General features: G+C 61.6%; 23 protein-coding genes. 17 read left to right on the top strand and 6 right to left on the bottom strand.

What is annotated here, in order from left to right:
* Positions 1-57: 57 nt before the first annotated feature.
* Positions 58-1,203, bottom strand: coding sequence for an FMN-dependent L-lactate dehydrogenase LldD (gene lldD, locus E8E75_RS03660; RefSeq protein WP_153920527.1), 1,146 nt, complete (start codon positions 1,201-1,203; stop codon positions 58-60).
* Positions 1,204-1,277: 74 nt separating this feature from the next.
* Positions 1,278-2,963: a lactate permease LctP family transporter gene (locus E8E75_RS03655; RefSeq protein WP_120654491.1), complete on the bottom strand. Its 1,686-nt coding sequence runs from the start codon at positions 2,961-2,963 to the stop codon at positions 1,278-1,280.
* Positions 2,964-3,287: 324 nt separating this feature from the next.
* Between E8E75_RS03655 and E8E75_RS03650 the strand changes: the two genes are divergently transcribed.
* Positions 3,288-4,055 (top strand): FCD domain-containing protein, encoded by a 768-nt coding sequence (locus tag E8E75_RS03650; protein ID WP_120654492.1) that lies wholly within the window; start codon positions 3,288-3,290, stop codon positions 4,053-4,055.
* 45 nt (positions 4,056-4,100) lie between these two features.
* On the opposite strand, the gene smpB is transcribed toward E8E75_RS03650, so the two are convergent.
* A complete protein-coding gene (smpB, locus tag E8E75_RS03645) occupies positions 4,101-4,580 on the bottom strand; it encodes an SsrA-binding protein SmpB (protein WP_028629989.1) in 480 nt (159 codons plus the stop codon).
* A 153-nt stretch (positions 4,581-4,733) separates the two neighbouring features.
* Between smpB and E8E75_RS03640 the strand changes: the two genes are divergently transcribed.
* Positions 4,734-5,168 (top strand): type II toxin-antitoxin system RatA family toxin, encoded by a 435-nt coding sequence (locus E8E75_RS03640; RefSeq protein WP_120654493.1) that lies wholly within the window; start codon positions 4,734-4,736, stop codon positions 5,166-5,168.
* Entirely contained in the window at positions 5,161-5,481 is a 321-nt protein-coding gene (locus E8E75_RS03635) for an RnfH family protein (RefSeq protein WP_153920525.1), read from the top strand. The genes E8E75_RS03640 and E8E75_RS03635 overlap by 8 nt, the downstream gene beginning before the upstream one ends.
* Before the next feature lie 53 nt (positions 5,482-5,534).
* Here the strand turns inward: E8E75_RS03635 and E8E75_RS03630 are convergent, their stop codons facing one another.
* A complete protein-coding gene (locus tag E8E75_RS03630) occupies positions 5,535-6,068 on the bottom strand; it encodes an outer membrane protein assembly factor BamE (RefSeq protein ID WP_120654495.1) in 534 nt (177 codons plus the stop codon).
* A gap of 99 nt (positions 6,069-6,167) precedes the next feature.
* Here E8E75_RS03630 and fur point away from each other — a divergent pair, with 99 nt between their 5' ends.
* Complete coding sequence (gene fur / locus E8E75_RS03625) at positions 6,168-6,572, top strand: ferric iron uptake transcriptional regulator (protein WP_120654496.1); 405 nt, start codon at positions 6,168-6,170, stop codon at positions 6,570-6,572.
* Between the two features lie 57 nt (positions 6,573-6,629).
* Here fur and recN read toward each other — a convergent pair whose 3' ends face one another.
* Positions 6,630-8,303 (bottom strand): DNA repair protein RecN, encoded by a 1,674-nt coding sequence (gene recN / locus E8E75_RS03620; protein WP_120654497.1) that lies wholly within the window; start codon positions 8,301-8,303, stop codon positions 6,630-6,632.
* Positions 8,304-8,459: 156 nt separating this feature from the next.
* Between recN and grpE the strand changes: the two genes are divergently transcribed.
* The 9 genes from grpE to E8E75_RS03575 all read left to right on the top strand — a co-directional run bounded on the left by grpE (position 8,460) and on the right by E8E75_RS03575 (position 19,309).
* Positions 8,460-9,029 carry a nucleotide exchange factor GrpE gene (grpE, locus tag E8E75_RS03615; RefSeq protein WP_120654498.1) on the top strand — a complete coding sequence of 190 codons (570 nt, stop codon included), beginning with the start codon at positions 8,460-8,462 and terminating at the stop codon, positions 9,027-9,029.
* Between the two features lie 100 nt (positions 9,030-9,129).
* Entirely contained in the window at positions 9,130-11,043 is a 1,914-nt protein-coding gene (dnaK, locus tag E8E75_RS03610; RefSeq protein WP_120654499.1) for a molecular chaperone DnaK, read from the top strand.
* A 124-nt stretch (positions 11,044-11,167) separates the two neighbouring features.
* Positions 11,168-12,295 (top strand): molecular chaperone DnaJ, encoded by a 1,128-nt coding sequence (dnaJ, locus tag E8E75_RS03605; RefSeq protein ID WP_153920523.1) that lies wholly within the window; start codon positions 11,168-11,170, stop codon positions 12,293-12,295.
* A gap of 82 nt (positions 12,296-12,377) precedes the next feature.
* A complete protein-coding gene (gene dapB, locus E8E75_RS03600) occupies positions 12,378-13,181 on the top strand; it encodes a 4-hydroxy-tetrahydrodipicolinate reductase (protein WP_120654501.1) in 804 nt (267 codons plus the stop codon).
* A 183-nt stretch (positions 13,182-13,364) separates the two neighbouring features.
* Positions 13,365-14,501, top strand: a complete 1,137-nt coding sequence (carA, locus tag E8E75_RS03595; RefSeq protein ID WP_120654502.1) for a glutamine-hydrolyzing carbamoyl-phosphate synthase small subunit — start codon at positions 13,365-13,367, stop codon at positions 14,499-14,501.
* Between the two features lie 25 nt (positions 14,502-14,526).
* Positions 14,527-15,177, top strand: a complete 651-nt coding sequence (leuE, locus tag E8E75_RS03590; protein WP_120655349.1) for a leucine efflux protein LeuE — start codon at positions 14,527-14,529, stop codon at positions 15,175-15,177.
* Positions 15,178-15,196: 19 nt separating this feature from the next.
* Positions 15,197-18,418: a carbamoyl-phosphate synthase large subunit gene (gene carB, locus E8E75_RS03585; protein ID WP_153920521.1), complete on the top strand. Its 3,222-nt coding sequence runs from the start codon at positions 15,197-15,199 to the stop codon at positions 18,416-18,418.
* A complete protein-coding gene (gene greA / locus E8E75_RS03580) occupies positions 18,415-18,891 on the top strand; it encodes a transcription elongation factor GreA (RefSeq protein WP_016494781.1) in 477 nt (158 codons plus the stop codon). Before carB ends, greA begins: the two co-directional genes overlap by 4 nt.
* Positions 18,869-19,309 (top strand): DUF4149 domain-containing protein, encoded by a 441-nt coding sequence (locus E8E75_RS03575; protein ID WP_120654504.1) that lies wholly within the window; start codon positions 18,869-18,871, stop codon positions 19,307-19,309. The genes greA and E8E75_RS03575 overlap by 23 nt, the downstream gene beginning before the upstream one ends.
* 22 nt (positions 19,310-19,331) lie before the next feature.
* Here the strand turns inward: E8E75_RS03575 and E8E75_RS03570 are convergent, their stop codons facing one another.
* Complete coding sequence (locus tag E8E75_RS03570) at positions 19,332-19,646, bottom strand: YhbY family RNA-binding protein (protein WP_120654505.1); 315 nt, start codon at positions 19,644-19,646, stop codon at positions 19,332-19,334.
* Positions 19,647-19,722: 76 nt separating this feature from the next.
* Between E8E75_RS03570 and rlmE the strand changes: the two genes are divergently transcribed.
* The 4 genes from rlmE (at position 19,723) to glmM (ending at position 24,681) form a co-directional block, all read left to right on the top strand.
* Positions 19,723-20,346, top strand: a complete 624-nt coding sequence (gene rlmE / locus E8E75_RS03565) for a 23S rRNA (uridine(2552)-2'-O)-methyltransferase RlmE (RefSeq protein ID WP_120654506.1) — start codon at positions 19,723-19,725, stop codon at positions 20,344-20,346.
* Positions 20,347-20,547: 201 nt separating this feature from the next.
* On the top strand, positions 20,548-22,461 hold the full coding sequence (ftsH, locus tag E8E75_RS03560; RefSeq protein ID WP_120654507.1) for an ATP-dependent zinc metalloprotease FtsH: 1,914 nt from the start codon (positions 20,548-20,550) through the stop codon (positions 22,459-22,461).
* Between the two features lie 9 nt (positions 22,462-22,470).
* Entirely contained in the window at positions 22,471-23,322 is an 852-nt protein-coding gene (gene folP / locus E8E75_RS03555; RefSeq protein ID WP_120654508.1) for a dihydropteroate synthase, read from the top strand.
* An 18-nt stretch (positions 23,323-23,340) separates the two neighbouring features.
* Positions 23,341-24,681, top strand: coding sequence for a phosphoglucosamine mutase (gene glmM / locus E8E75_RS03550; RefSeq protein WP_120654509.1), 1,341 nt, complete (start codon positions 23,341-23,343; stop codon positions 24,679-24,681).
* Positions 24,682-24,737 lie beyond the last annotated feature (56 nt).

Genomic DNA, 24,737 nt, shown 5'->3' with positions numbered 1-24,737 from the left:
CGGTGTCCCGTCTATTTGTCGCGGGCCGCGGGCGGCCCGCCGGAGTTGGGTGGCCGGTCAGCGACCGAGTTCGCGTACCAGCGAGTCGGCGCTGATTTCGCCGATGGATTTGGCGCCGGTAAGCACCATGGCCACACGCATTTCCTTTTCAATCAGGTCCAGCAGGTTGCTTACGCCTGCTCCGCCTGCTGCGGCCAGAGCGTAGACGAAGGCGCGGCCGAGCATCACGGTGTCGGCGCCGAGGGCCAGCATGCGCACCACGTCGAGGCCAGTGCGGATGCCGGAGTCAGCGAGAATCTTCAGTTCGCCCTTCACTGCATCGGCGATGGCCGGCAGGGCGCGGGCGCTGGAAAGCACGCCATCGAGTTGGCGGCCACCGTGGTTGGAGACAACGATGCCGTCAGCACCGAATTTCACCGCGTCTTTTGCGTCCTCGGGGTCGAGGATGCCCTTGATCACCATCGGACCTTTCCAGAAATCGCGGATCCACTCCAGGTCCTTCCAGGAAATCGATGGATCGAAGTTGGCGCCGAGCCAGCCGATGTAGTCGGCCAGGCCCGTGGGGTTGCCCCGGTAGGTGGAGATGTTGCCCAGGTCATGGGGCTTGCCCAGCAAGCCAACATCCCAGGCCCAGGTCGGGTGGGTCATGGCCTGGAGGACACGGCGCATGGCTGCGTTCGGGCCGCTCATGCCGGAATGGGCATCACGGTAGCGCGCGCCCGGTACCGGCATGTCGACGGTGAATACCAAAGTCGTCACGCCGGCGGCCTTGGCGCGCTCCAGGGCGTTTTTCATGAAGCCGCGGTCTTTCAGTACGTAAAGCTGGAACCACATGGGCCGGTTGATGGCCGGCGCGACTTCCTCGATCGGGCAGACAGAAACGGTGGAAAGGGTGAAGGGAATGCCTTTGTTCGCCGCCGCTTTGGCCGCCTGTACCTCGCCGCGACGCGCATACATGCCGGTCAGGCCAACAGGGGCCAGCGCCACCGGCATGGATAGGGTCTCGCCGAACAGCTTGGTCTCCAGGCTCAGCTCGGACATGTTCCGCAGCACGCGCTGGCGCAGGGCGATGCTGGCCAGGTCTTCGACGTTGCGGCGCAGGGTGTACTCGGCATAGGCGCCGCCGTCGATGTAGTGGAACAGGAAGGGCGGGAGCCTGCGCTGAGCGGCGGCACGGTAGTCGGTAGAGGCGGAGATGATCATGTAGTCGGTCCGGGGCGGGCTTCAGGGCAGTATGGGAGAACCGGGCTGCCGCGCGGGGCAGCCCGGGCGCTCGATCAATGTACGAGCATGCCGGTGAACACGTAGGCCTGAGCCAGCGTGATCAGGCCGACCATGGCGGCGAACATCAGGCTGTGCTTCAGGGTGAAGCGGAACAGGTCGGATTCCTTGCCGACCATGCCTGTGGCTGCGCAGGCAACGGCGATGGACTGCGGCGAAATCATCTTGCCGGTCACGCCGCCGCTGGTGTTGGCCGCTACCAGCAGGGTGTCGTTCACGCCGATCTGGTGCGCAGTGGTGGCCTGCAGGGAACCGAACAGGGCGTTGGACGAGGTATCCGAACCGGTGAGGAACACGCCCAACCAGCCGAGGAACGGCGAGAAGAACGGGAAGGCCGCGCCGGTACCGGCCAGGACAAGCGCCAGGGTGGTGGACATGCCGGAGAAGTTGGTGACGAAGGCGAAGGCCAGCACCATGCCGATAGAGAGGATCGGCCACTTCAGCTCGACGAAAGTTTCCTTGAGAGTGGTCATACCATTTTTGATATGAATCCCGAGGATGGCCATGGAGATCAAGGCCGAGAAGAAGATCGCGGTGCCGGTGGCGGATACTGGGTCGAACTTGTAGACGGCCGGAATGGCGGTGGCGGTGGCCACGATGGGTGCGCCTTTCATCACCAGTTGGTCGAGGTGCGGGATGGCGATCAGGAAGACGAACTGCTCCAGTGCGCCTCCCGGGGCGAACATGGCCTTGAAGGGCTTCAGGGTCCAGATGGTCACCAGTACGGTCAGTACCAGGAAGGGCGACCAGGCCTTGAGGATCTCTCCGAAGCTGTAGGGTGAAGGTGTGGTATTGCGCGGCCCGCCGAAGCCACCCATCACCGCTGTGCCGCCAGAGATGCCGACCACTTCGCGGTCTTCAGCGCGTTTGGGCTGCCACACCTTCAGGAACAGGGTCAGGGACACCAGGCTCACCAGCGCGGAGGTAATGTCGGGCAGTTCCGGGCCGATGAAGTTGGAGGTGAAGTACTGGGTGACAGCGAAGCTGGCACCAGCCACCAGGGCTGCCGGCCAGGTTTCCTTGATGCCGCGCCAGCCGTCCATCATGGCTACCAGCCAGAAGGGCACGATGATCGACAGCAGCGGCAGTTGGCGGCCTGTCATGGCGCCGATCTTGAAGGCGTCGATGCCGGTGACCTGGCCTGCGACGATGATCGGGATGCCCAGGGCGCCGAAGGCCACCGGTGCGGTGTTGGCGATCAGGCACAGGCCCGCTGCGTAGAGCGGGTTGAAGCCCAGGCCGACCAGCAGGGCGGCGGTAATGGCCACCGGTGCGCCGAATCCAGCTGCACCCTCGAGGAAGGCGCCGAAGGAGAAACCGATCAGCAGGACCTGCAGGCGCTGGTCATCGGTGATGGACAGCACGGAGCTGCGGATCACTTCGAACTGGCCGCTCTTGACCGTGAGTTTGTAGAGGAACACCGCCGCGACGATGATCCAGGCGATGGGCCAGAGCCCGTAGGCGAAGCCGTAGCCGGCTGCAGCGAACGCCATGTCCACTGGCATCTGGAAGGCGAAGATCGCCACTGCCAGAGACAGCGCCAGGGTGATGGTGCCGGCGATGTAGCCCTTCATGCGGAACACCGCCAGGGCCAGGAAGAAGAAGATGATCGGAATCAGTGCGACGAGCGCCGACAGCCCGAGGCTGCCGAGAGGGGTATAGATCTGCTGCCAGGTTTGCATCGTGGGGTGGCTCCCTAATTGTTTTTGGAGTGCCTGTTTGCCGGATCGGGCGAAGACCGTTGCGCTTGTGGCGCGGCGGCAGGCGAAGACCGAGTCGGCGCTGCGTGTCGGAATAATTGGTAATACCAATTTACAAAAGCGACGGCTCAGAGTAAAAGCCTGAATATCGTTGTGTCAATTTGCCGCTTTGCGACTTTGGTCGAGCGGCCGATGGAAGGTGTGCTTCTTGTGCGTGACTGGTGGGCTGGTTAGGCTGCCGCGTCGCGCCCCGTAGGCGCTGTGTTTTAAGGCCGCCCGAGGCGGCGTGAAGGGTTGGGTAGAGCAATGGGATTCGGTCAGGTACGTCAGCGCCGCTTGTCGGACGATATCGTCAGTCAGCTTGAGGCGATGATCCTCGAGGGCACCTTGAAGGCCGGTGAACGGCTACCTGCCGAGCGTGCGCTGGCCGAGCAGTTCGGTGTGTCACGCCCCTCGCTACGTGAGGCGATCCAGAAGCTGGTGGCGCGAGGGCTGCTGGTCAGCCGGCAGGGCGGGGGCAACTATGTCGCTGCCGAGCTGGGGGCGACGTTCAGCGATCCCTTGTTGCAATTGTTGGAGAGCAATCCCGAGGCCCAGCGCGATCTCCTGGAGTTTCGCCATACCCTGGAAGGCTCGTGCGCGTACTACGCGGCGCAGCGGGCGACGGAGGTGGATCACGAGCGCCTGACAGAGGCCTACGAGAGTCTTCAGGCCTGCTATGCGCCGGACAGCAAGGCAAGTCGGGCGGAGGAGGGGGCGGCGGACGCGCGCTTCCATCTGGCAATTGCCGAGGCCAGCCACAATGCGGTGCTGCTGCACACCATTCGGGGACTCTTCGATCTGCTGAAGCACAATGTGGTAACCAACATCGGTGGGATGTACCTGCAGCGTGGTGAGACCCGCGACATGCTGACGAAGCAACACCGGGCCCTCTATGAAGCGATCATCGAGCGGCGTGCAGTCGATGCGCGGGAGATTTCCCATCAGCACATCCAGTACGTTCAAGAGGTGCTGGAGGAAGGTCAGCTAGAAGCGCAGCGGCTGGCGAGATCTCAGCGGCGTCAGGGTATCTGAGGCAAAAAAACGCCGGGCAGTGCCCGGCGTTGTTTTGTGTTGGGCTTATTCCTTGCCCTTGGTACGCATGGCCCGCGCGATCTCACGGTCGGAGTCGCGCTCCTTCTCCGTGGCGCGCTTGTCGAATTCCTTCTTGCCCTTGGCCAGGGCGATCTCGCACTTGATCAGGTGCTTCTTCCAGTAGATCGACAGCGCCACGCAGGCGTAGCCCTTCTGCTGAACCGCGCCGAAAAGCTTGCCCAGCTCGCGCTTGTGCAGCAGCAGCTTGCGGGTGCGCACCGGGTCGGCAATCACGTGAGTGCTCGCCGTCTTCAGTGGGGTGATGTGGCTGCCGAGCAGCCAGGCTTCGCCGTCTTTCAGCAGCACATAGCTGTCCACCAGCTGTGCCTTTCCGGCGCGCAGACTCTTCACTTCCCAGCCGGCGAGAGCCAGCCCGGCTTCGAATTTCTGTTCGATGGAATAGTCGTGCAGCGCCTTCTTGTTGAGGGCGATGGTGCCTTCCGGATGTTTCTTTTGCTTAGCCATAGGCGGCGCATTATAGGGAGTCGCAGACGGCGCGGCTACGGCGGCGTAGGCTTGAGCGATGCTGGTGAATCTCCGACAATGCGGCACTTTTTTGATCAGTCCGGCCCTGTGCATCCCTGCGCGAAGCGGTCTGGAACCCTGTTTGAGGCCAAGATGACCACCCATATCCAGCGCTCCGCCCTGTTGCCATTCCCTGCGCAGGCGCTCTACGACCTGGTCAACGATGTGGCGCGCTACCCGGAATTCCTGCCGTGGTGTTCGGCTGCCACCGTCATGGAGGAGAGCGAGAGTCATATGCTCGCCAGGCTCGAAGTGGCCAAGGGCAGCCTCAGCCAGCGCTTCGTCACCCGCAACAAGCTGGACGGGGGCAGCATGATCGAAATGAATCTGGAAGAAGGCCCCTTCAGTCAGTTGCACGGCGTTTGGCATTTCAAGTCGTTGGGAGACAAGGCCTGCAAGATCAGTCTGGATCTGCGGTTCGATTACGCCGGCCCGATCATCAAGGCTACCCTGGGGCCTTTGTTCACCCAGGCTGCCAATACCATGGTGGACGCGTTCTGCCAGCGTGCGAAGCAGCTCTATGGCTAATGCTGTGATCCACATCGAGGTGGTCTACGCCCTGGCCGGCCACCAGCAGTTACTCCGCCTTGATGTCCCTGTGGGCATCAGCGCCCGGGAGGCGGTGCTGCGTTCGGGCATGGCGGAGCACTTCCCCGACCTGGATCTTGCCAGCTGCCCGCTTGGCATCTTCGGCAAGGCGCTGCCGAACCCGGAAGATCGATTGTTGGAGGAGGGGGATCGAGTGGAGATATATCGGCCGCTGATCGCTGATCCGAAGGAAGTGCGCAAGCAGCGAGCAGCAAAGGCTGCCCAAGTGCGTGAGGGTGAGCGGGGCGCCTGAATCCCGTCCATGAAAAAGCCCGGGACCAGCCCGGGCTTTTTTGTTGCCGCGTGTTATTGCGGCGAGGTTTCCAGCGGCTCCGGAATCGGCACCGGTACCGGCTCTGCGCTGTCCACTTCTTTCTGGATTTTCTCCAGCAGGGAACCCGGCGCTGCCGGTTCTTCGGCCTTTTGCTGCTCTTTCGGCTGTTCCGGTTTGGCTTCGGTAGTCGTGGTGGTGCTTTCGCCGCCGAGGATCGCTTCGTCACGGCTCACGCCGGGCATGAAGTCGCCAGCCAGTCCGATCAGTTGGTCGTTGCCGTCGAACATCAGGCTGACGCGCTCCTGTAGGCGTTGACCGCCGCCTGGCTGGATGCTGTAGAGGTAGTCCCAGCGCTTGGCGTGGAAGGTGTCGGTGATCAGCGGGTTGCCCATGATAAACCGCACTTGACGCCGGGTCATTCCGGGCTTCAACTGGTCTATCATGTCTTGCGTTACGACGTTGCCCTGCTGGATGTCGATCTTGTAGACCCCGGGAAACGAGCAACCGGCGAGTGCGAGCAAGCCTGCGAAGGAAAGGCTGGTCAGCAGGAGCTTGGTGTTTTGCATCGGTGGGAGACTTCCACTATCTTGGCTGGGCACGAAAAGTCCCGATCATACCTGCATTAAGGGAAGCTGCGAAAGCCGCATTCCTCGAGAAAACCGACCATGGTTGAAAACAACGAACTGCGTAAAGCCGGCCTGAAGGTGACCTTGCCTCGGGTCAAGATCCTCCAGATGCTCGACTCCACCGAGCAACGCCACATGAGCGCGGAGGACGTTTACAAGGCCTTGATGGAAGCTGGTGAAGATGTCGGTCTGGCCACTGTCTATCGAGTTCTGACCCAGTTCGAAGCGGCGGGCCTGGTGGTTCGTCACAACTTCGACGGCGGTCATGCAGTGTTCGAGCTGGCCGATAGCGGCCATCACGACCACATGGTGTGCGTCGATTCCGGTGAAGTGATCGAGTTCTTCGATCCGGAAATCGAGAAGCGCCAGAAGGAAATCGTCAAGGAGCGTGGTTACGAGCTTGTTGACCACAATCTGGTGCTGTACATCCGCAAGAAAAAGTGAGCGCTTCGCGCAAAGGAAAAGGCGACCACAAGGTCGCCTTTTTCGTTTGGGTTGAAATCAGCGCTGGGCGCTGACCACCATCTTCCGGGCGTGGGCCAGGGATTCCTCGGTGAGGTCCAGGCCGCCCAGCATGCGGGCGATCTCTTCGATGCGCGGTGCTTCCTGCAGCTTGGTCACTGCAGTGCGCGTTTCCTGGGTGCCACGCACCTTGTGCACGAAGAGGTGGTGGTGGCCCTGCGCGGCTACTTGCGGAAGGTGGGTGACGGTAAGGACCTGGCCACGCTCGCCGAGGCGACGCAGCAGTTGGCCAACCACTTCGGCGGTGGGGCCGCCGATACCAACGTCCACCTCGTCGAAGACCAGGGTGGGCACGCGTGATGTCTGCGCGGTGATCACCTGGATCGCCAGGCTGATACGGGACAGTTCGCCGCCCGAGGCGACCTTTGCCAATGCCTTCAGCGGTTGGCCAGGGTTGGCGCTCACCAGAAACTCCACTTGTTCCAGTCCGTAGTGTTGTGGCTCATCCAGCTGGCTCGCATATAGCCTGATATTGAAGCGCCCGCCGGGCATGCCCAGGCGCTGCATCTCGATTTCCACGGCGCCGGCCAGCTGTTCCGCCGCTTCGCCACGCAGCCGGCTCAGTTCAGTGGCTTTCTCCTGATAGTGACGCTCATACGCAGTCAGTTCCTCGGCGAGTCGCTCGGCTGCTTCGTCATCGGCGTTGAGGGCTTCCAGTTCGTCCAGCAGGCGTTGCTGAAGCTCGGCGAGGTCGTTCGGTTGGACGCGGTGTTTTCGAGCCAGGGTGTAGATGGCGTCGAGACGTTCCTCCAGAGCTTGCTGGCGTTCAGGGTCGGCGTCGAAATGATCGAGGAAGCGGTTCAGCTCGCCCATGGCCTCCTCGACCTGGATCTGTGCGCTGGACAGCAGGTTGACCGCTTCGGTCAGGGCGCCTGGCTGGGAATGAAAGGCGGTGAGGCGGTTGAGACTGGCGGTCAGCGCGCTGAGTACGTTGCCGGCATCGCTGTCGCTGCACATTTCGATGACCTGGCGGCATGCGGCCAGCAGGCTTTCGGCATTGGCGAGGTTTTTGTGTTCCTGCTCCAGCCGTTCCAGTTCGTTCTCGCCGAGGGCCAGGTTTTCCAACTCGTCCAACTGGTAGGTGAGCAGCTGGTGGCGTGCCCGCTGTTCGTCGCCTGCTCGGGACAGGTGCTCCAGCTCCTGGCGGGTCTGTCGCCAGCGTTGGGCTGCCAGTTGCACCTGGCGGGCGAGGTCGCTGGCGCCTGCGAACTCATCCAGCAGGCGCCGATGGGTGTCGGTCTTGAGCAGGGACTGGTGTTCGTGTTGGCTGTGGATGTCGATCAGCAGTTCGCCCAGGGTCTTTAGGTCGCCTTGGGGGCAGGGGCTGCCATTGATGTAGGCACGGGAACGACCTTCGGCGGTGATGACGCGTCGCAGTATGCATGGGCCGTCGTTGTCCAGGTCGCGCTCGGCCAGCCAGGTGCGGGCTTCGGGGATGCGGCTGAGGTCGAAGCTGGCGAGGATGTCGGCTTTGTCGGCGCCGGGGCGCACCACGCCGCTGTCGGCGCGATCACCCAGGGTCAGGCCGAGGGCGTCGAGCATTATCGACTTGCCGGCGCCGGTTTCCCCGGTGATCACGGACATTCCACCCTCAAGCTCCAGATCCAGGTGCTCGACGATGGCGTAATTGTGGATTGACAGGTGTACCAGCATGGTGCGACTCCCGCGCTGAGTTGGCTGTGTATTTATACAGTGTTTGTTTTCTGCCTGACAATCGCTCCTCCCCCTTGAAGCAACAAATTGCGACCCCATATAGGCGGACATATCAGCGGGTCTTTACCCGCAGCTGTCTTTTATGAGGAGGAAGGCATGGCCGACGAACAGACCCTGGATAACCAGACCCCCGAAGCGAATCCTGCTGCCGACGCCGCATCCGGCGAAGACCTCGCCACCCGCGTACAGGTGCTGGAAGAGCAGCTGGCTGCGGCCCAGGATCAGTCGCTGCGTGTTGCCGCCGAACTGCAAAACATCCGTCGCCGTGCCGAACAGGATGTGGAAAAGGCGCACAAGTTCGCCCTGGAAAAATTCGCCAACGACCTGCTGCCGGTTGTCGACAGTCTGGAGCGCGGTCTCGAACTGTCCAGCGCCACTGACGAGACGATCAAGCCGGTGCGCGAAGGGATGGAGCTGACGCTTAAGCTGTTCCACGACACGCTCAAACGTCACCAGTTGGAGGCGGTCGACCCGCATGGCGCGCCCTTCAATCCTGAGCATCACCAAGCCATGGCAATGGAAGAGAGCACCCATGTCGAGCCGGGCAGCGTGCTCAAGGTGTTCCAGAAGGGTTACCTGCTCAACGGCCGCCTGTTGCGCCCCGCCATGGTGGTGGTCAGCAAGGCTCCGAGCGCGACGCCGCCGTCGATCGACGAGCAGGCTTGAAATCCGGGCTTGGGCCCCCATCTGTTAGATCAAGCGTTTATGTGCTGCCGCGGTCCGTGAAGTGAGGCCGCGGAGAATCCAAAGTTTCGGGAGAGAGAATATGGGCAAAATCATTGGTATCGACCTGGGGACCACCAACTCTTGCGTGGCCATCCTGGAAAACGGCAACGTCAAGGTGATCGAGAACGCCGAAGGCGCTCGCACCACGCCGTCCATCATCGCCTACACCAACGACGGTGAGACCCTGGTCGGGCAGTCCGCCAAGCGCCAGGCGGTCACCAACCCGCAGAACACCCTGTACGCCGTGAAGCGTCTGATCGGTCGCCGCTTCGAAGAAGACGTCGTGCAGAAAGACATCAAGATGGTTCCCTACAAGATCGCCAAGGCCGACAACGGTGACGCCTGGGTGGAAGTGAAGGGCCAGAAGATGGCGCCGCCGCAAATCTCTGCGGAAGTGCTGAAGAAGATGAAGAAGACCGCCGAAGACTACCTCGGCGAGCCGGTCACCGAAGCGGTGATCACCGTTCCGGCCTACTTCAACGACAGCCAGCGCCAGGCTACCAAGGACGCCGGCCGCATCGCCGGTCTGGACGTCAAGCGCATCATCAACGAGCCGACCGCGGCTGCACTGGCCTACGGCATGGACAAGGCCAAGGGCGATCACACCGTTATCGTCTATGACCTGGGCGGCGGTACCTTCGACGTGTCGGTGATCGAGATCGCTGAGGTCGACGGCGAGCACCAGTTCGAAGTGCTGGCCACCAACGGCGACACCTTCCTTGGTGGTGAAGACTTCGACCTGCGCCTGATTGATTACCTCGTCGACGAGTTCAAGAAAGAGTCCGGCATGGACCTGAAGGGTGATCCCCTGGCCATGCAGCGTCTGAAAGAAGCTGCCGAAAAGGCCAAGATCGAGCTGTCTTCCGCTCAGCAGACTGACGTCAACCTGCCGTACATCACTGCAGATCAGACCGGTCCGAAGCACCTGAACGTGAAGATTTCCCGCGCCAAGCTGGAAGCCCTGGTCGAAGATCTGGTCGCGCGTACCATCGAGCCCTGCCGCATCGCCCTGAAGGACGCAGGCCTGGACGTATCCGATATCCAGGAAGTGATCCTGGTCGGTGGCCAGACCCGTATGCCGCTGGTGCAGAAGCAGGTTGCCGACTTCTTCGGCAAAGAGCCGCGCAAGGACGTGAACCCCGACGAGGCCGTCGCCATTGGTGCCGCCATCCAGGGTGCCGTGCTGGCCGGTGATGTGAAAGACGTGCTGCTGCTCGACGTATCCCCGCTGACCCTGGGTATCGAAACCCTGGGTGGCGTGATGACCGCGCTGATCGAGAAGAACACCACCATCCCGACCAAGAAGTCGCAGGTGTTCTCCACCGCCGACGACAACCAGTCTGCAGTGACCATTCACGTGCTGCAGGGTGAGCGCAAGCAGGCCGCCCAGAACAAGTCCCTGGGCAAGTTCGATCTGGCCGAGATTCCGCCGGCTCCGCGTGGCGTACCGCAGATCGAAGTGACCTTCGACATCGATGCCAACGGCATCCTGCACGTCGGCGCGAAGGACAAGGCCACCGGCAAGCAGCAATCCATCGTGATCAAGGCCAACTCCGGTCTGTCCGAGGAAGAAATCCAGCAGATGGTGCGTGATGCCGAGGCCAACGCCGAGGAAGACCGCAAGTTCGAAGAGCTGGCCGCTGCCCGCAACCAGGGCGACGCGCTGGTTCACGCCACTCGCAAGATGATCACCGAGGCCGGCGACAAGGCCACTGCTGAGGAGAAGGTTGCGATCGAGAAGGCGCTGGGTGAGTTGGAAGTGGCCGTGAAGGGCGACGACAAGGCCGACATCGAAGCCAAGATGAATGCCCTGTCCCAGGCGTCCACTCCGCTGGCCCAGAAGATGTACGCCGACCAGGCTCAGGCTGGCGAACAGCCGCAAGCTTCCGCTGCGGACAAGGCTGGCGACGATGCCGTCGACGCCGAGTTCGAAGAGGTCAAGGAAAACAAGTAAGTGTCACGCTTGCTTTCGCCCCGGCGTACGGTGCCAGACGGCCCGTACGCCTGATCTGCCGCGCGGGAGCTTGCTCCCGCGTTGGTGTGTCTGGGGCTGGTGAATTCGAGAGTGCAGGAAACCTATGGCTAAACGTGACTTTTACGAGATCCTTGGTGTCGAGCGTGGCGCCAGCGAGGCGGAGCTGAAGAAGGCTTATCGCCGTCTCGCCATGAAGTTCCACCCGGACCGCAATCCGGGCGACAAGGCTGCGGAGGAGCAGTTCAAGGAGGCCAACGAGGCCTACGAAGTTCTCTCCGATGCCAGCAAGCGCGCAGCGTATGACCAGTACGGCCACGCCGGTGTCGATCCGCAGATGGGCGCAGGCGCCGGTGCCGGTTTTGGTGGGGCCAGCTTCTCCGACATCTTCGGCGATGTGTTCAGTGACTTCTTCGGTGGTCAGCGTGGTGGCCAGCGTGGCGGTCCACAGCGTGGCAGCGACCTGCGCTACACCCTGGAACTGGATCTGGAAGAAGCGGTGCGTGGTACTACCGTGACCATCCGCGTGCCGACGCTGGTCAATTGCAAGACCTGCGAAGGCTCTGGTGCCAAGAAGGGCACCAGTCCGGTCACCTGTACCACCTGCGGTGGTATCGGCCAGGTGCGCATGCAGCAGGGCTTCTTCTCGGTGCAGCAGACCTGCCCGCGCTGCCATGGCAGCGGCAAGATGATCAGCGACCCGTGTGGCAGTTGCCACGGCCAGGGGCGCGTGGAAGAACACAAGACCCTGTCGGTGAAAGTGCCTGCTGGCGTCGACACCGGTGACCGTATTCGTCTTTCCGGCGAAGGCGAGGCTGGTGCGCTTGGTGGGTCTTCCGGCGACCTCTACGTGGTGGTCAACGTGCGCGAGCACCCGATCTTCCAGCGTGATGGCAAGCACCTCTACTGCGAGGTGCCGATCAGCTTCGCAGACGCAGCCTTGGGGGGCGAGCTCGAGGTGCCGACCCTGGATGGCCGGGTCAAACTGAAGATTCCGGAAGCGACACAGACCGGCAAGCTGTTCCGTCTGCGCGGCAAGGGCGTAGCGCCGGTGCGTGGTGGAGGTGCTGGCGACCTGATGTGCCGGGTTGTGGTGGAAACGCCGGTCAACCTGGACAAGCGCCAGCGCGAGCTGCTCGATGAGTTCCGCAAGACGCTGCAGAGCGATGGCTCCCATTCGCCCAAGGCCAGTAGCTGGTTCGAGGGTATGAAGCGCTTCTTCGGCGATCTCTAACGACGAGCTGGAAGTCGGTGCTTGGAGTTGAACTGCTCCTGTCCCGATTTCCAGCTCCAGGCTTCCAGCTTGGAGCTTTTTTATGCGACGTATTGCAGTGATGGGCGCCGCTGGGCGCATGGGCAAGAATTTGATCGAAGCGGTGCAGCAGGCGCAGGGCGCTGGCCTGACGGCTGCCATCGATCGTCCGGACAGCAGCCTGGTCGGCGCTGACGCTGGCGAGCTGGCGGCGCTGGGCCGCATCGGCGTGCCGCTGTCGGGTGATCTGGCCAAGGTAGTCGACGAATTCGACGTGCTGATCGACTTCACTCACCCATCGGTGACTTTGAAGAATCTGGAAGTCTGCCGTCAGGCGGGCAAGGCTATGGTGATCGGCACGACGGGATTCTCCTCTGACGAGAAAGCCCTGTTGGCGGCTGCCGCCACGGAGATTCCGATCGTCTTCGCTGCCAACTTCAGTGTCGGTGTGAACCTCTGCCTCAAGCTGCTCGATACCGCCGCCCGCGTCCTGGGGGACGAGGTCGACATCGAGATCATCGAGGCCCACCACCGTCACAAGGTGGATGCGCCATCCGGTACCGCACTTCGCATGGGTGAAGTGGTTGCCGATGCGCTCGGTCGCGATCTGTCCAAGGTCGCTGTCTACGGTCGTGAAGGTCAGACTGGCGCCCGCGCTCGCGAGACCATCGGATTCGCCACCGTGCGCGCTGGTGATGTCGTAGGTGATCACACTGTGCTGTTCGCGGCCGAAGGTGAGCGGGTGGAGATCACCCACAAGGCTTCCAGTCGCATGACCTTTGCCCGCGGTGCAGTGCGTGCCGCACTCTGGCTGGAAGGCCAGGAAGCGGGTCTGTATGACATGCAGGATGTGCTCGGTCTCCGCTGAGTCGCTAATCGGGATGTCTTTCGGGTGGACCGAAATGACGCATTCCTATAAACTGCAGCTTTAGTGTGTCCACTAAAAGTTACGCAGAAATGGCTCAGATAAAAAAGCGGGGTGACGGTAACAACGTCATCCCGCTTTTTTACAACCTGCGTTTGCTTCAGCCTTGATCTACGGGAGGTCTTCTTGATTAAGCCAGCCATACTCGCGCTTGCCGACGGCAGCATTTTTCGCGGCGAAGCCATTGGGGCCGATGGCCATACCATCGGCGAGGTAGTGTTCAACACTGCCATGACCGGCTATCAGGAAATCCTTACCGATCCTTCCTATGCCCAGCAAATCGTTACCCTGACCTATCCGCACATCGGCAACACCGGCACCACGCCGGAAGACGCCGAGGCTGACCGTGTATGGGCCGCCGGCCTCATCATCCGCGACCTGCCGCTGCTGGCCAGCAACTGGCGTAACAAGCAGTCGCTGCCGGATTACCTGAAAGAGAACGGTACCGTCGCCATTGCCGGCATCGATACCCGCCGCCTGACCCGCATCCTGCGTGAAAAGGGCTCGCAGAACGGCTGCATCCTCGCTGGCGCCGACGCCACCGAAGAGAAAGCGCTGGAGCTGGCTCGCAGTTTCCCGGGCCTGAAAGGCATGGACTTGGCCAAGGTGGTGTCCTGCGAGGAACGCTATGAGTGGCGCTCCAGCGTGTGGAACCTGGAAACCGACAGCCATCCGGAAATCGCTGCCAGCGAGCTGCCTTACCACGTGGTGGCCTACGATTTCGGCGTCAAGCTGAACATCCTGCGAATGCTGGTAGCCCGTGGCTGCCGCCTGACCGTGGTGCCCGCGCAGACTCCGGCCAGCGAAGTTCTGGCGTTGAATCCGGACGGCATCTTCCTCTCCAACGGCCCTGGCGACCCCGAGCCGTGCGATTACGCCATCCAGGCAATTCGCGAGTTCCTCGATACCGAGATTCCGGTGTTCGGCATCTGCCTCGGCCACCAATTGCTGGCGCTGGCCTCCGGCGCCAAAACCGTGAAGATGGGCCATGGCCACCATGGCGCCAACCACCCGGTACAGGACCTGGACTCCAGCGTGGTGATGATCACCAGTCAGAACCACGGTTTCGCTGTAGACGAGTCGACCCTGCCGGCCAACCTGCGCGCAACCCACAAGTCGCTGTTCGACGGCACCCTGCAGGGCATCGAGCGCACCGACAAGGTCGCCTTCAGCTTCCAGGGTCACCCGGAAGCCAGCCCTGGTCCGCACGACGTGGCTCCGCTGTTCGACCGCTTCATCGCGGCGATGGCCGAGCGTCGCTGAGACCGTTGAGGGGCTTGCGAAGATGATGCCGACCCTGGGGATCACCGACCTCTGGACCTACGTCCTGGGGACGCTGTTCATCGTCCTGCTGCCTGGGCCGAACTCGCTGTTCGTGCTCGCCACTGCCGCCCAGCGCGGCGTGGCCGCCGGCTACCGGGCGGCCAGTGCGGTGTTCCTCGGCGATGCGATCCTCATGCTGCTGTCGGCACTGGGAATCGCCTCGCTGCTCAAGGCCGAACCGATGCTATTCCTCGGCCTGAAGTACGTCGGCGCCGCCTACCTGTTCTATCTGGGCGTCGGCATGCTCCGGGGTGGCTGGCAGAAGTTGCGCCAGCCGATCGAGCAAGCCGCTCCGGCGAAGGACATGGACGTCAACCAGCCGTTCCGCAAGGCGCTGCTGCTGAGCTTGTCCAACCCCAAGGCGATCCTCTTCTTTGTGTCCTTCTTCATCCAGTTCGTCGATCCGGGATACGCCTACCCCGGAGTGTCGTTCCTGGTGCTGGGCGCAATCCTCGAAGTCATCAGCGCCCTGTACTTGAGTTTCCTGATTTTCTCCGGTGTACGCCTGGCGGCCTGGTTCCGCCGGCGGCAACGGCTGGCTGCCGGCGCCTCGAGCGGCGTCGGCGCCCTGTTCGTCGGCTTTGGCGTGAAGCTGGCGACCGCAACCCTGTCCTGATTATTGCAACGAGAGTCCCATGCCCAAGCGTACAGACATCAAGAGCATCCTGATCCTCGGTGCCGGCCCCATCGTGATCGGCCAGGCCTGCGAGTTCGACTATTCCGGCGCTCAGGCCTGCAAGGCCCTGAAGGAAGAAGGCTTCCGCGTCATCCTGGTGAACTCCAACCCGGCCACCATCATGACCGACCCGGCCATGGCCGATGCCACCTACATCGAGCCGATCAAGTGGGCGACCGTCGCCAAGATCATCGAGAAGGAGCGTCCTGACGCGCTGCTGCCCACCATGGGCGGCCAGACCGCGCTGAACTGCGCCCTCGACCTGGAACGTCATGGCGTGCTCGAAAAGTTCGGCGTGGAAATGATCGGTGCCAACGCCGATACCATCGACAAGGCCGAGGATCGTTCGCGCTTCGACAGGGCCATGAAGGACATCGGCCTGGCCTGCCCGCGCTCGGGTATCGCCCACAGCATGGAAGAAGCCTACGGCGTGCTGGAGCAAGTCGGATTCCCCTGCATCATCCGTCCGTCCTTCACCATGGGCGGCACCGGTGGCGGCATCGCCTATAACCGCGAGGAGTTCGAGGAGATCTGCGCCCGTGGCCTGGACCTGTCGCCTACCAACGAGCTGCTGATCGACGAATCCCTGATCGGCTGGAAGGAATACGAGATGGAGGTTGTCCGCGACAAGAAGGACAACTGCATCATCGTCTGCTCCATCGAGAACTTCGACCCGATGGGCGTGCACACCGGTGACTCCATCACCGTAGCCCCGGCCCAGACCCTGACCGACAAGGAATACCAGATCATGCGCAACGCCTCCCTGGCGGTGCTGCGTGAGATCGGCGTCGAGACCGGCGGTTCCAACGTGCAGTTCGGCATCTGCCCGGACACCGGCCGTATGGTCGTGATCGAGATGAACCCGCGCGTATCGCGCTCCTCGGCCCTGGCTTCGAAGGCCACTGGCTTCCCGATCGCCAAGATCGCCGCCAAGCTGGCTGTCGGTTACACCCTCGACGAGCTGCAGAACGACATCACCGGCGGTCGTACCCCGGCGTCCTTCGAGCCGGCAATCGACTATGTCGTGACCAAGGTTCCGCGCTTCGCCTTCGAGAAATTCCCGAAAGCGGACGCCCGCCTCACCACCCAGATGAAATCCGTGGGCGAAGTCATGGCCATCGGTCGTACTTTCCAGGAGTCCGTGCAGAAAGCCCTGCGCGGCCTGGAAGTGGGCGTTGCCGGCTTCGATCCCAAGCTGGACCTGAACGACCCGGAAGCCGAAGGCATCCTGAAGCGTGAGCTGACCGTGCCGGGCGCCGAGCGTATCTGGTACGTGGCTGACGCCTTCCGTGCCGGCAAGACCATCGAAGAAGTCTTCGACCTTACCCGTATCGACGAGTGGTTCCTGGTACAGATCGAGGACCTCGTGAAGGACGAAGAGAAGGTCAAGACCCTCGGTCTGTCCGGCATCGATGCCGACCTGATGCGCAAGCTCAAGCGCAAAGGCTTCTCCGACTCTCGCCTGGCCAAGCTGCTCGGCGTCACCGAGAAGAATCTGCGCAGCCATCGTCACAAGCTGAAGGTGCTGCCGGTATTCAAGCGCGTGGATACCTGCGCCGCTGAATTCGCCACCGACACTGCCTACATGTACTCGACCTACGAGGAAGAGTGCGAGGCCAATCCGTCTACCCGCGACAAGATCATGATCCTCGGTGGCGGCCCCAACCGTATTGGCCAGGGCATCGAGTTCGACTACTGCTGCGTGCACGCGGCGCTGGCGATGCGCGAAGACGGCTACGAGACCATCATGGTCAACTGCAACCCGGAAACCGTTTCCACCGACTACGACACTTCCGACCGCCTGTACTTCGAGCCGGTCACCCTGGAAGACGTGCTGGAAATCGTCCGCGTCGAGCAGCCGAAAGGTGTGATCGTCCAGTACGGCGGCCAGACTCCGCTGAAACTCTGCCGTGCGCTGGAAGAGGCCGGTGTGCCGATCATCGGTACCAGCCCCGACGCGATCGACCGCGCCGAAGACCGCGAGCGCTTCCAGCAGATGGTGCAGCGCCTGAACCTGCGCCAGCCGGCCAACGCCACCGCCCGCAGCGAAGACGAAGCCCTGGCCCTTTCGAAGGGCATCGGCTACCCGATGGTGGTGCGTCCGTCCTACGTACTGGGCGGTCGCGCGATGGAAATCGTCTACCAGGAAGAAGAGCTCAAGCGCTACATGCGCGAAGCGGTGAAGGTGTCCAACGACAGCCCGGTGCTGCTCGACCGCTTCCTCAACTGCGCCATCGAAGTCGACATCGATGCAGTCTGCGACGGCGAAACCGTCGTAATTGGCGCGATCATGCAGCACATCGAACAGGCTGGCGTGCATTCCGGTGACTCCGCCTGCTCGTTGCCGCCGTATTCGTTGCCGCAGCACATCCAGGACGAGATCCGTGACCAGGTCAAGAAAATGGCCCTGGAACTCGGCGTGGTCGGCCTGATGAACGTGCAGATGGCCGTGCAGGGCGAGGACATCTACGTCATCGAGGTCAACCCGCGCGCGTCCCGTACCGTGCCGTTCGTCTCCAAATGCATCGGCGAATCGCTGGCCAAGGTCGCTGCCCGCGTAATGGCTGGCAAGAGCCTCAAGGAAATTGGCTTCACCAAGGAAATCATTCCGCCGTTCTTCAGCGTCAAGGAAGCGGTGTTCCCGTTCGCCAAGTTCCCGGGCGTCGACCCGATCCTCGGCCCGGAAATGAAGTCCACCGGTGAGGTTATGGGTGTCGGTGACACCTTCGGTGAAGCCTTCTCCAAGGCCCAGCTTGGTGCCAGCGAGATCCTGCCGAACTCCGGCACCGTATTCATCAGCGTGCGTGAAGACGACAAGCCGATGGTCACCCAGGTCGCTCGCGATCTGATCGAGTTGGGCTTCGAGGTCGTCGCCACCTCCGGCACCGCCAAGGTGATCGAGGCGGCTGGTCTGCCGGTCCGTCGCGTGAACAAGGTGACGGAGGGCCGTCCTCATGTCGTTGACATGATCAAGAACGATGAGGTTACCCTCATCATCAACACCACTGAGGGGCGTCAGTCCATTGCTGACTCCTACTCGATCCGTCGTAACGCCCTGCAGCACAAGATCTACTGCACCACCACCATCGCGGCTGGTCAGGCGATCTGTGAGGCGCTCAAATTCGGTCCCGAGAAGACCGTGCGTCGCTTGCAGGATCTCCATGCAGGAATCAAGGCATGAATAAGTACCCCATGACTGTCCAGGGCGCTCGCGCCCTGGAAGAGGAGCTGGCTCATCTGACCAAAGTAATGCGCCCGCAACTGAGTCAAGCCATCGGCGAAGCGCGTGAACTGGGTGATCTCAAGGAAAACGCTGAATATCATGCGGCGCGCGAGCAGCAGGGCATGGTCGAGGCGCGTATCCGTGATATCGAAGGCCGTCTGCAGAATTCGGTGGTTATCGATGTCACCAGCATCGCCCATACCGGCAAGGTGATTTTCGGCACCACGGTGGATATTGCCAACGTCGAAACCGACGAAGCCGTTACCTACCAGATCGTTGGTGACGACGAAGCCGACATTAAGAAAGGCAAACTGTCGGTGAGCTCTCCCATCGCTCGCGCCCTGGTGGGTAAGGAAGAAGGGGACGTGGTGACCGTCAAGACTCCGAGCGGTATCGTCGAGTACGAGATTGTCGAAGTCCGTCACGTCTAAGCGTTTCCGGGCCGGCGCCATTGCCTGGCAGTTGGCCCAGACTTTCTGGGTTGGTGGCCTCTGGCTGCTGCACTTCGTCATGCTTCCGGCGCTCGGCCAGATTGGTCTTGCGCCAATGCTGGTCGATGAAGTGGCGGCTGGTCTGCGCCCCCTGCTTGTAGCCTTTGCCGGATTTTGCGCGTTGCTCCAGGCCCTGCTGCTGATTCAGCATGCGGGGCTTGCGCGTCTCTGGCGTGATGCCCGCGCGCAATTGCTCGCAGCTGTACTGGCTCTGGTAGCGGTGTTTCTGCTCGTGCGCTTCTGGAGGCCGGAGGCGGCTTACTGGCTGAACTTCAGCTATTTGTCGCTGGCCTTCTGCGGCCTGCTGCTGGTAATCCAGCCTTTGCCAGTGAAGATGGCGGAGGACCGGGCGCGCTGAGCGCGCGCCCTTGGTGAGGGAATCAGAGCCCGCTGAAGCGGCTGATGTTGGAGAGGTTGCGGTTCGGCTTGGGGTTGCGGCGATAGACCAACGCCATCTTGCCGATGACCTGGACCAGTTCGCAGTTACCGGCGGCGCAGAGCTCGTCGATCAGGGCACGGCGGTCATCACGCTCAGTGATGCGGAACTGAACCTTGATCAACTCATGATCGTTCAGCGCGCGCTCCAGTTCGGCCAGCACACCTTCGGTCAGACCGTTTTCGGCCACCGTCAATACCGGTTTCAGGTGATGACCGATAGATTTGTATTGCTTCTTGTGCTCCTGTGAGAGCGCCATAATCAAACCCCTGCGAAAAAAGGCTGCTAGTTTACCCGAGTGATTCCGGGGCGCACAGCCGAACACGAGGTATCCCGTGGCCCGTTCCAAGAGTAGCCAGCGATGGCTGCAAAGACATATCGACGACCCGTACGTCAAAATGGCTCAGAAGGACGGTTATCGTTCCCGTGCCAGCTACAAATTGCTCGAAATCCAGGAAAAGGACCGCATCCTGCGGCCTGGCATGACAGTCGTTGACCTCGGTGCTGCGCCGGGCGGCTGGTCCCAGGTGACTAGCCGCGTGATAGGTGATCGCGGTCGATTGATCGCCTCTGACATCCTGGAGATGGATAGCATTCCTGATGTGACGTTTATTCAGGGCGACTTCACTGATGATGAAGTCTTCGCACGCATCCTCGAGGCGATCGGTGAAAACCCGGTAGACCTTGTGATTTCCGATATGGCCCCCAATATGAGTGGGGTAAGGGCTAGTGATCAGCCGCGTGCAATGCACCTCTGTGAGTTGGCGCTGGATCTGGCCGGCCGTGCTTTGCGCCCAGGTGGCGATTTTTTGATCAAGATCTTCCAGGGCGAAGGTTTCGACGTCTACCACAAGCAGGTGCGCGAGATGTTCGACAAGGTGCAGATGCGCAAGCCGCTTTCGTCGCGTGACCGCTCCCGGGAGCAATACCTGCTCGCGCGTGGCTTCCGTGGGGAATAGACTGCAACGGGAACCTGACCAATCGGTTCCCCTCTGCAGGAGCTGGATATAGCAGGGAGGCCGCGAGGTCTCATAAAGGGTTACAGACGGCGCCTGCCAGGGGTAGGGGTTGTGTAGTAAGTTAGGCCGATTAATCACCAGCCGTCATGCGGGCTGCGCTCCAGGAAGGAGCCCGTTCCAGAGGGTAGCTAATTGAACGATATGGCAAAAAATCTGATCCTGTGGCTAATCATCGCCGCCGTGCTAGTCACGGTGATGAACAATTTCTCCAGCCCGAGCGAACCGCAGACGCTTAACTACTCGGAATTCATCGAGCAGGTTAAGGAAGGCAAGGTCGAGCGAGTAACCGTCGATGGCTTCGTCATCACCGGTAAGCGCAATGATGGCGAGCCCTTCAAGACCATTCGTCCGGCGATTCAGGACGGTGGCCTGATCGGCGACCTGATCGACAACAACGTGATCATCGAAGGCAAGCAGCCTGAGCAGCAGAGCATCTGGACTCAACTGCTGGTAGCCAGTTTCCCGATTCTGGTGATCATTGCGGTCTTCATGTTCTTCATGCGCCAGATGCAGGGCGGCGGCGGTGGTCGCGGCGGCCCGATGAGCTTTGGCAAGAGCAAGGCGCGCCTGCTCTCGGAAGATCAGGTCAAGACCACCTTCGCCGACGTCGCCGGTTGCGATGAAGCGAAGGAGGAAGTCAGCGAGCTGGTTGAGTTCCTGCGTGATCCTGGCAAGTTCCAGCGCCTGGGTGGCCGCATCCCGCGCGGCGTGCTGATGGTCGGCCCGCCCGGTACCGGCAAGACCCTGCTGGCCAAGGCCATCGCGGGTGAAGCAAAGGTTCCGTTCTTCACCATTTCCGGTTCCGACTTCGTCGAGATGTTCGTCGGTGTGGGTGCGTCTCGCGTCCGCGACATGTTCGATCAAGCCAAGAAACACGCCCCGTGCATTATCTTCATCGACGAGATCGACGCTGTTGGTCGCCATCGTGGTGCCGGACTGGGTGGTGGTCACGACGAGCGTGAGCAGACTCTCAACCAGTTGCTGGTGGAGATGGATGGCTTCGAGATGAATGACGGCATCATCGTGATCGCCGCCACTAACCGTCCTGATGTGCTGGACCCGGCTCTGCTGCGTCCTGGCCGCTTCGACCGTCAGGTGGTCGTGGGCCTGCCGGATATCCGTGGGCGCGAGCAGATCCTCAAGGTGCATATGCGCAAGGTGCCCATGGGCGACGACGTAGATGCTGGCGTCATCGCGCGTGGTACCCCAGGTTTCTCCGGTGCGGACCTGGCCAACCTGGTCAACGAAGCCTCTCTGTTCGCCGCTCGCGTCAATAAGCGCCTCGTCGAAATGAAAGAGTTCGAATTGGCCAAGGACAAGATCATGATGGGCGCTGAGCGCAAGTCCATGGTGATGTCCGAGAAGGAAAAACTGAATACCGCGTTCCACGAGGCGGGCCACGCCATCGTTGGGCGCCTGGTACCGGAGCATGATCCTGTCTACAAAGTGTCGATCATTCCGCGTGGGCGCGCTCTGGGCGTGACGATGTTCCTCCCCGAGGAAGATCGTTACAGCCTCTCCAAGCGCGCGCTGACCAGTCAGATTTGCTCACTGTTCGGCGGCCGGATCGCCGAAGAAATGACCCTCGGATTTGATGGTGTCACTACGGGGGCCTCTAACGACATCATGCGTGCCACTCAGATCGCTCGGAACATGGTCACCAAGTGGGGGCTGTCCGAAAAGCTAGGTCCGCTGATGTACGCAGAGGAAGAGGGCGAGGTGTTCCTTGGTCGCAGCGCGGGTGCACAGCACGCGAATGTATCGGGTGAAACCGCCAAGCTGATCGACCAGGAAGTCCGTCGGATTATCGACGAGAGCTATACCACCGCGAAGAACCTTCTGACGGAGAATCGTGACAAGCTCGATGCCATGGCCGAAGCCTTGATGAAGTACGAAACCATCGATTCCGAGCAGATCGACGACATCATGGCCGGTCGCACTGTGCGTGAACCCAAGGATTGGCAGGGTGGTTCCGGTACTTCTGGTACTCCCGCTCCCCGTGAGGAGACCAAGCGCCCTGAAACCCCCATCGGCGGGCCGGCTGGCGAACACTAAGGCCTGTAGATGAAGTCAGTGCAGTGCCCGACCCGGTTGCCTTGCGGCAGCCGGGTTCTTGATTTGGCCCAGCCGCATGTCATGGGCATCCTAAATGTCACTCCAGATTCCTTCTCCGATGGCGGTCGTTTCAATGCGCGTGATGCGGCGTTGCGCCATGCCGAGGAAATGGTCGCTGCCGGCGCGACCCTGATCGATGTCGGCGGCGAGTCGACTCGCCCCGGGGCACGACCTGTGTCCCCAACCGAGGAGCTTGAGCGCGTAGCCCCCGTGGTCGAGGTCATCGCCCGCGAACTGGATGTGGTCATCTCTCTGGATACGTCCACTCCCGCGGTGATCCGTGAAGGTGCTCGCCTCGGCGCCGGCATGATCAATGATGTGCGCTCCTTGCGCCGTGACGGCGCGCTGGACGCCGCCGCAGACACCGGTCTGGCGGTCTGTCTGATGCACATGCTCGGCGAGCCGGGCACCATGCAGCAGGATCCGCATTATGGCGATGTTGTTCGCGAAGTCGGCGAGTTCCTTTCCGAGCGCGTACGGGCATGCGTGGTTGCGGGCATCTCGGAGGATCGGATAGTCCTGGATCCAGGCTTCGGCTTCGCCAAGACGTTGGCGCACAACCTCAGTCTGTTCAAGCATCTGGAGGTCCTGCATGAGCTCGGGCGCCCGTTGCTGGTTGGCGTTTCGCGCAAAAGCATGATTGGTCAGACGCTGGGGCGAGAAGTTCAGCAACGTCTCCCGGGCAGCCTCGCCTTGGCCGCCCTCGCCGTGGCCAAGGGTGCGCGCATCGTGCGCGTACACGATGTCGCGGAGACCGTTGACGCAGTACGCATGATAGCCGCGGTACAAGCGGCGGAATAAGACAATACGGAGCACCTAATGAGCAGAAAGTATTTTGGCACCGACGGTATTCGTGGCCACGTCGGGCAGTTCCCGATTACTCCGGAATTCATGCTCAAGCTTGGCTGGGCCGCCGGTATGGCGTTCCGCAAGCAGGGTAAGTGCCGCATCCTGATCGGCAAGGACACTCGGATTTCCGGCTACATGTTCGAGTCCGCTCTCGAGGCCGGCCTGCTGGCTGCCGGCGCGGATGTGATGCTCCTCGGTCCCATGCCGACTCCAGCTATCGCCTACCTGACCCGCACCTTCCTGGCGGATGCGGGCATTGTCATCAGTGCCTCGCACAACCCGCATCACGACAATGGCATCAAGTTCTTCTCGGGCAAGGGGACCAAGCTCTCGGATGAAGTTGAGTTGATGATCGAGGAGTTGCTTGACCAGCCGATGACCGTGGTGGACTCGGCTCAATTGGGCAAGGTATCCCGCATCAACGACGCCGCCGGCCGCTACATCGAATTCTGCAAGAGCACTACCCCGATCAGTACCGATTTTGCTGGCCTAAAGATGGTGGTGGATTGCGCTCATGGTGCTACGTATAAGGTCGCACCCAACGTGTTTCGCGAACTGGGAGCACAAGTCAGCGTGCTGGCCGCGCAGCCCAACGGTCTCAATATCAATGACGATTGCGGTTCCACTCATATGGCCAGCCTGCAGGCGGCGGTCGTCGAGCAGAATGCGGACATCGGTATTGCCTTCGATGGAGATGGCGACCGCGTCCTGATGGTCGATCACACTGGTGCGGTAGTCGATGGCGACGAACTGATCTATCTGATCGCCCGTGACCTGCATGCCCGAGACAGGCTGAACGGGGGGGTTGTCGGTACCCTGATGAGCAACCTGGGCCTTGAACTGGCCTTCAAGGAGCTCGAGATTCCATTCGTACGTGCCAAAGTCGGCGATCGCTACGTGATGAGTGAACTGCAGGCCAATGGCTGGACGCTGGGTGGCGAGAATTCCGGCCATATCGTCTGTAGCCATTTCACTACCACGGGTGACGCCATCGTTTCCGCCCTCCAGGTCCTGCTGGCTTTGCAGCGCAGCGGTCAATCTCTCGCCGAAGCTCGCCAGGGCATGCGCAAGTGCCCGCAGGTGCTGATCAACGTTCGCTACGCAGGCGGCGACGTGGATCCGGTCAATCATCCGGCCGTGAAGGATGCGTCTGCCCGCGTTACTACCCAGATGGCAGGGCGGGGGCGTGTGCTTCTGCGCAAGTCCGGTACCGAGCCGCTCGTGCGCGTGATGGTCGAGGGCGACGACGAAAAGCTGGTGCGCGGCTACGCCGAGGAACTGGCAAAAGTCGTGACAGAGGTATGTGCTTGATTTCGCTTGCTTGTTGAAAATCTCTTGGGTAACATCTGCGCCCACTTTGATCGACG

Origin of the sequence: Pseudomonas sp. BN606, assembly GCF_029873115.1 — a bacterium.
GTDB lineage: Bacteria > Pseudomonadota > Gammaproteobacteria > Pseudomonadales > Pseudomonadaceae > Metapseudomonas.
This window is presented reverse-complemented; position numbering and strand designations above follow the sequence as displayed.

Excerpts from the sequence above, each read along its gene's own strand:
- smpB (WP_028629989.1), bottom strand. The coding sequence starts at position 4,580 with ATGGCTAAGCAAAAGAAACATCCGGAAGGCACCATCGCCCTCAACAAG.
- folP (WP_120654508.1), top strand. The coding sequence starts at position 22,471 with ATGAAGTCAGTGCAGTGCCCGACCCGGTTGCCTTGCGGCAGCCGGGTT.
- E8E75_RS03650 (WP_120654492.1), top strand. The coding sequence starts at position 3,288 with ATGGGATTCGGTCAGGTACGTCAGCGCCGCTTGTCGGACGATATCGTC.
- dnaK (WP_120654499.1), top strand. The coding sequence starts at position 9,130 with ATGGGCAAAATCATTGGTATCGACCTGGGGACCACCAACTCTTGCGTG.
- fur (WP_120654496.1), top strand. The coding sequence starts at position 6,168 with ATGGTTGAAAACAACGAACTGCGTAAAGCCGGCCTGAAGGTGACCTTG.
- E8E75_RS03640 (WP_120654493.1), top strand. The coding sequence starts at position 4,734 with ATGACCACCCATATCCAGCGCTCCGCCCTGTTGCCATTCCCTGCGCAG.
- dnaJ (WP_153920523.1), top strand. The coding sequence starts at position 11,168 with ATGGCTAAACGTGACTTTTACGAGATCCTTGGTGTCGAGCGTGGCGCC.
- E8E75_RS03655 (WP_120654491.1), bottom strand. The coding sequence starts at position 2,963 with ATGCAAACCTGGCAGCAGATCTATACCCCTCTCGGCAGCCTCGGGCTG.
- recN (WP_120654497.1), bottom strand. The coding sequence starts at position 8,303 with ATGCTGGTACACCTGTCAATCCACAATTACGCCATCGTCGAGCACCTG.
- lldD (WP_153920527.1), bottom strand. The coding sequence starts at position 1,203 with ATGATCATCTCCGCCTCTACCGACTACCGTGCCGCCGCTCAGCGCAGG.
- E8E75_RS03635 (WP_153920525.1), top strand. The coding sequence starts at position 5,161 with ATGGCTAATGCTGTGATCCACATCGAGGTGGTCTACGCCCTGGCCGGC.
- carB (WP_153920521.1), top strand. The coding sequence starts at position 15,197 with ATGCCCAAGCGTACAGACATCAAGAGCATCCTGATCCTCGGTGCCGGC.
- grpE (WP_120654498.1), top strand. The coding sequence starts at position 8,460 with ATGGCCGACGAACAGACCCTGGATAACCAGACCCCCGAAGCGAATCCT.
- E8E75_RS03630 (WP_120654495.1), bottom strand. The coding sequence starts at position 6,068 with ATGCAAAACACCAAGCTCCTGCTGACCAGCCTTTCCTTCGCAGGCTTG.
- dapB (WP_120654501.1), top strand. The coding sequence starts at position 12,378 with ATGCGACGTATTGCAGTGATGGGCGCCGCTGGGCGCATGGGCAAGAAT.
- glmM (WP_120654509.1), top strand. The coding sequence starts at position 23,341 with ATGAGCAGAAAGTATTTTGGCACCGACGGTATTCGTGGCCACGTCGGG.
- ftsH (WP_120654507.1), top strand. The coding sequence starts at position 20,548 with ATGGCAAAAAATCTGATCCTGTGGCTAATCATCGCCGCCGTGCTAGTC.
- leuE (WP_120655349.1), top strand. The coding sequence starts at position 14,527 with ATGCCGACCCTGGGGATCACCGACCTCTGGACCTACGTCCTGGGGACG.
- greA (WP_016494781.1), top strand. The coding sequence starts at position 18,415 with ATGAATAAGTACCCCATGACTGTCCAGGGCGCTCGCGCCCTGGAAGAG.
- E8E75_RS03570 (WP_120654505.1), bottom strand. The coding sequence starts at position 19,646 with ATGGCGCTCTCACAGGAGCACAAGAAGCAATACAAATCTATCGGTCAT.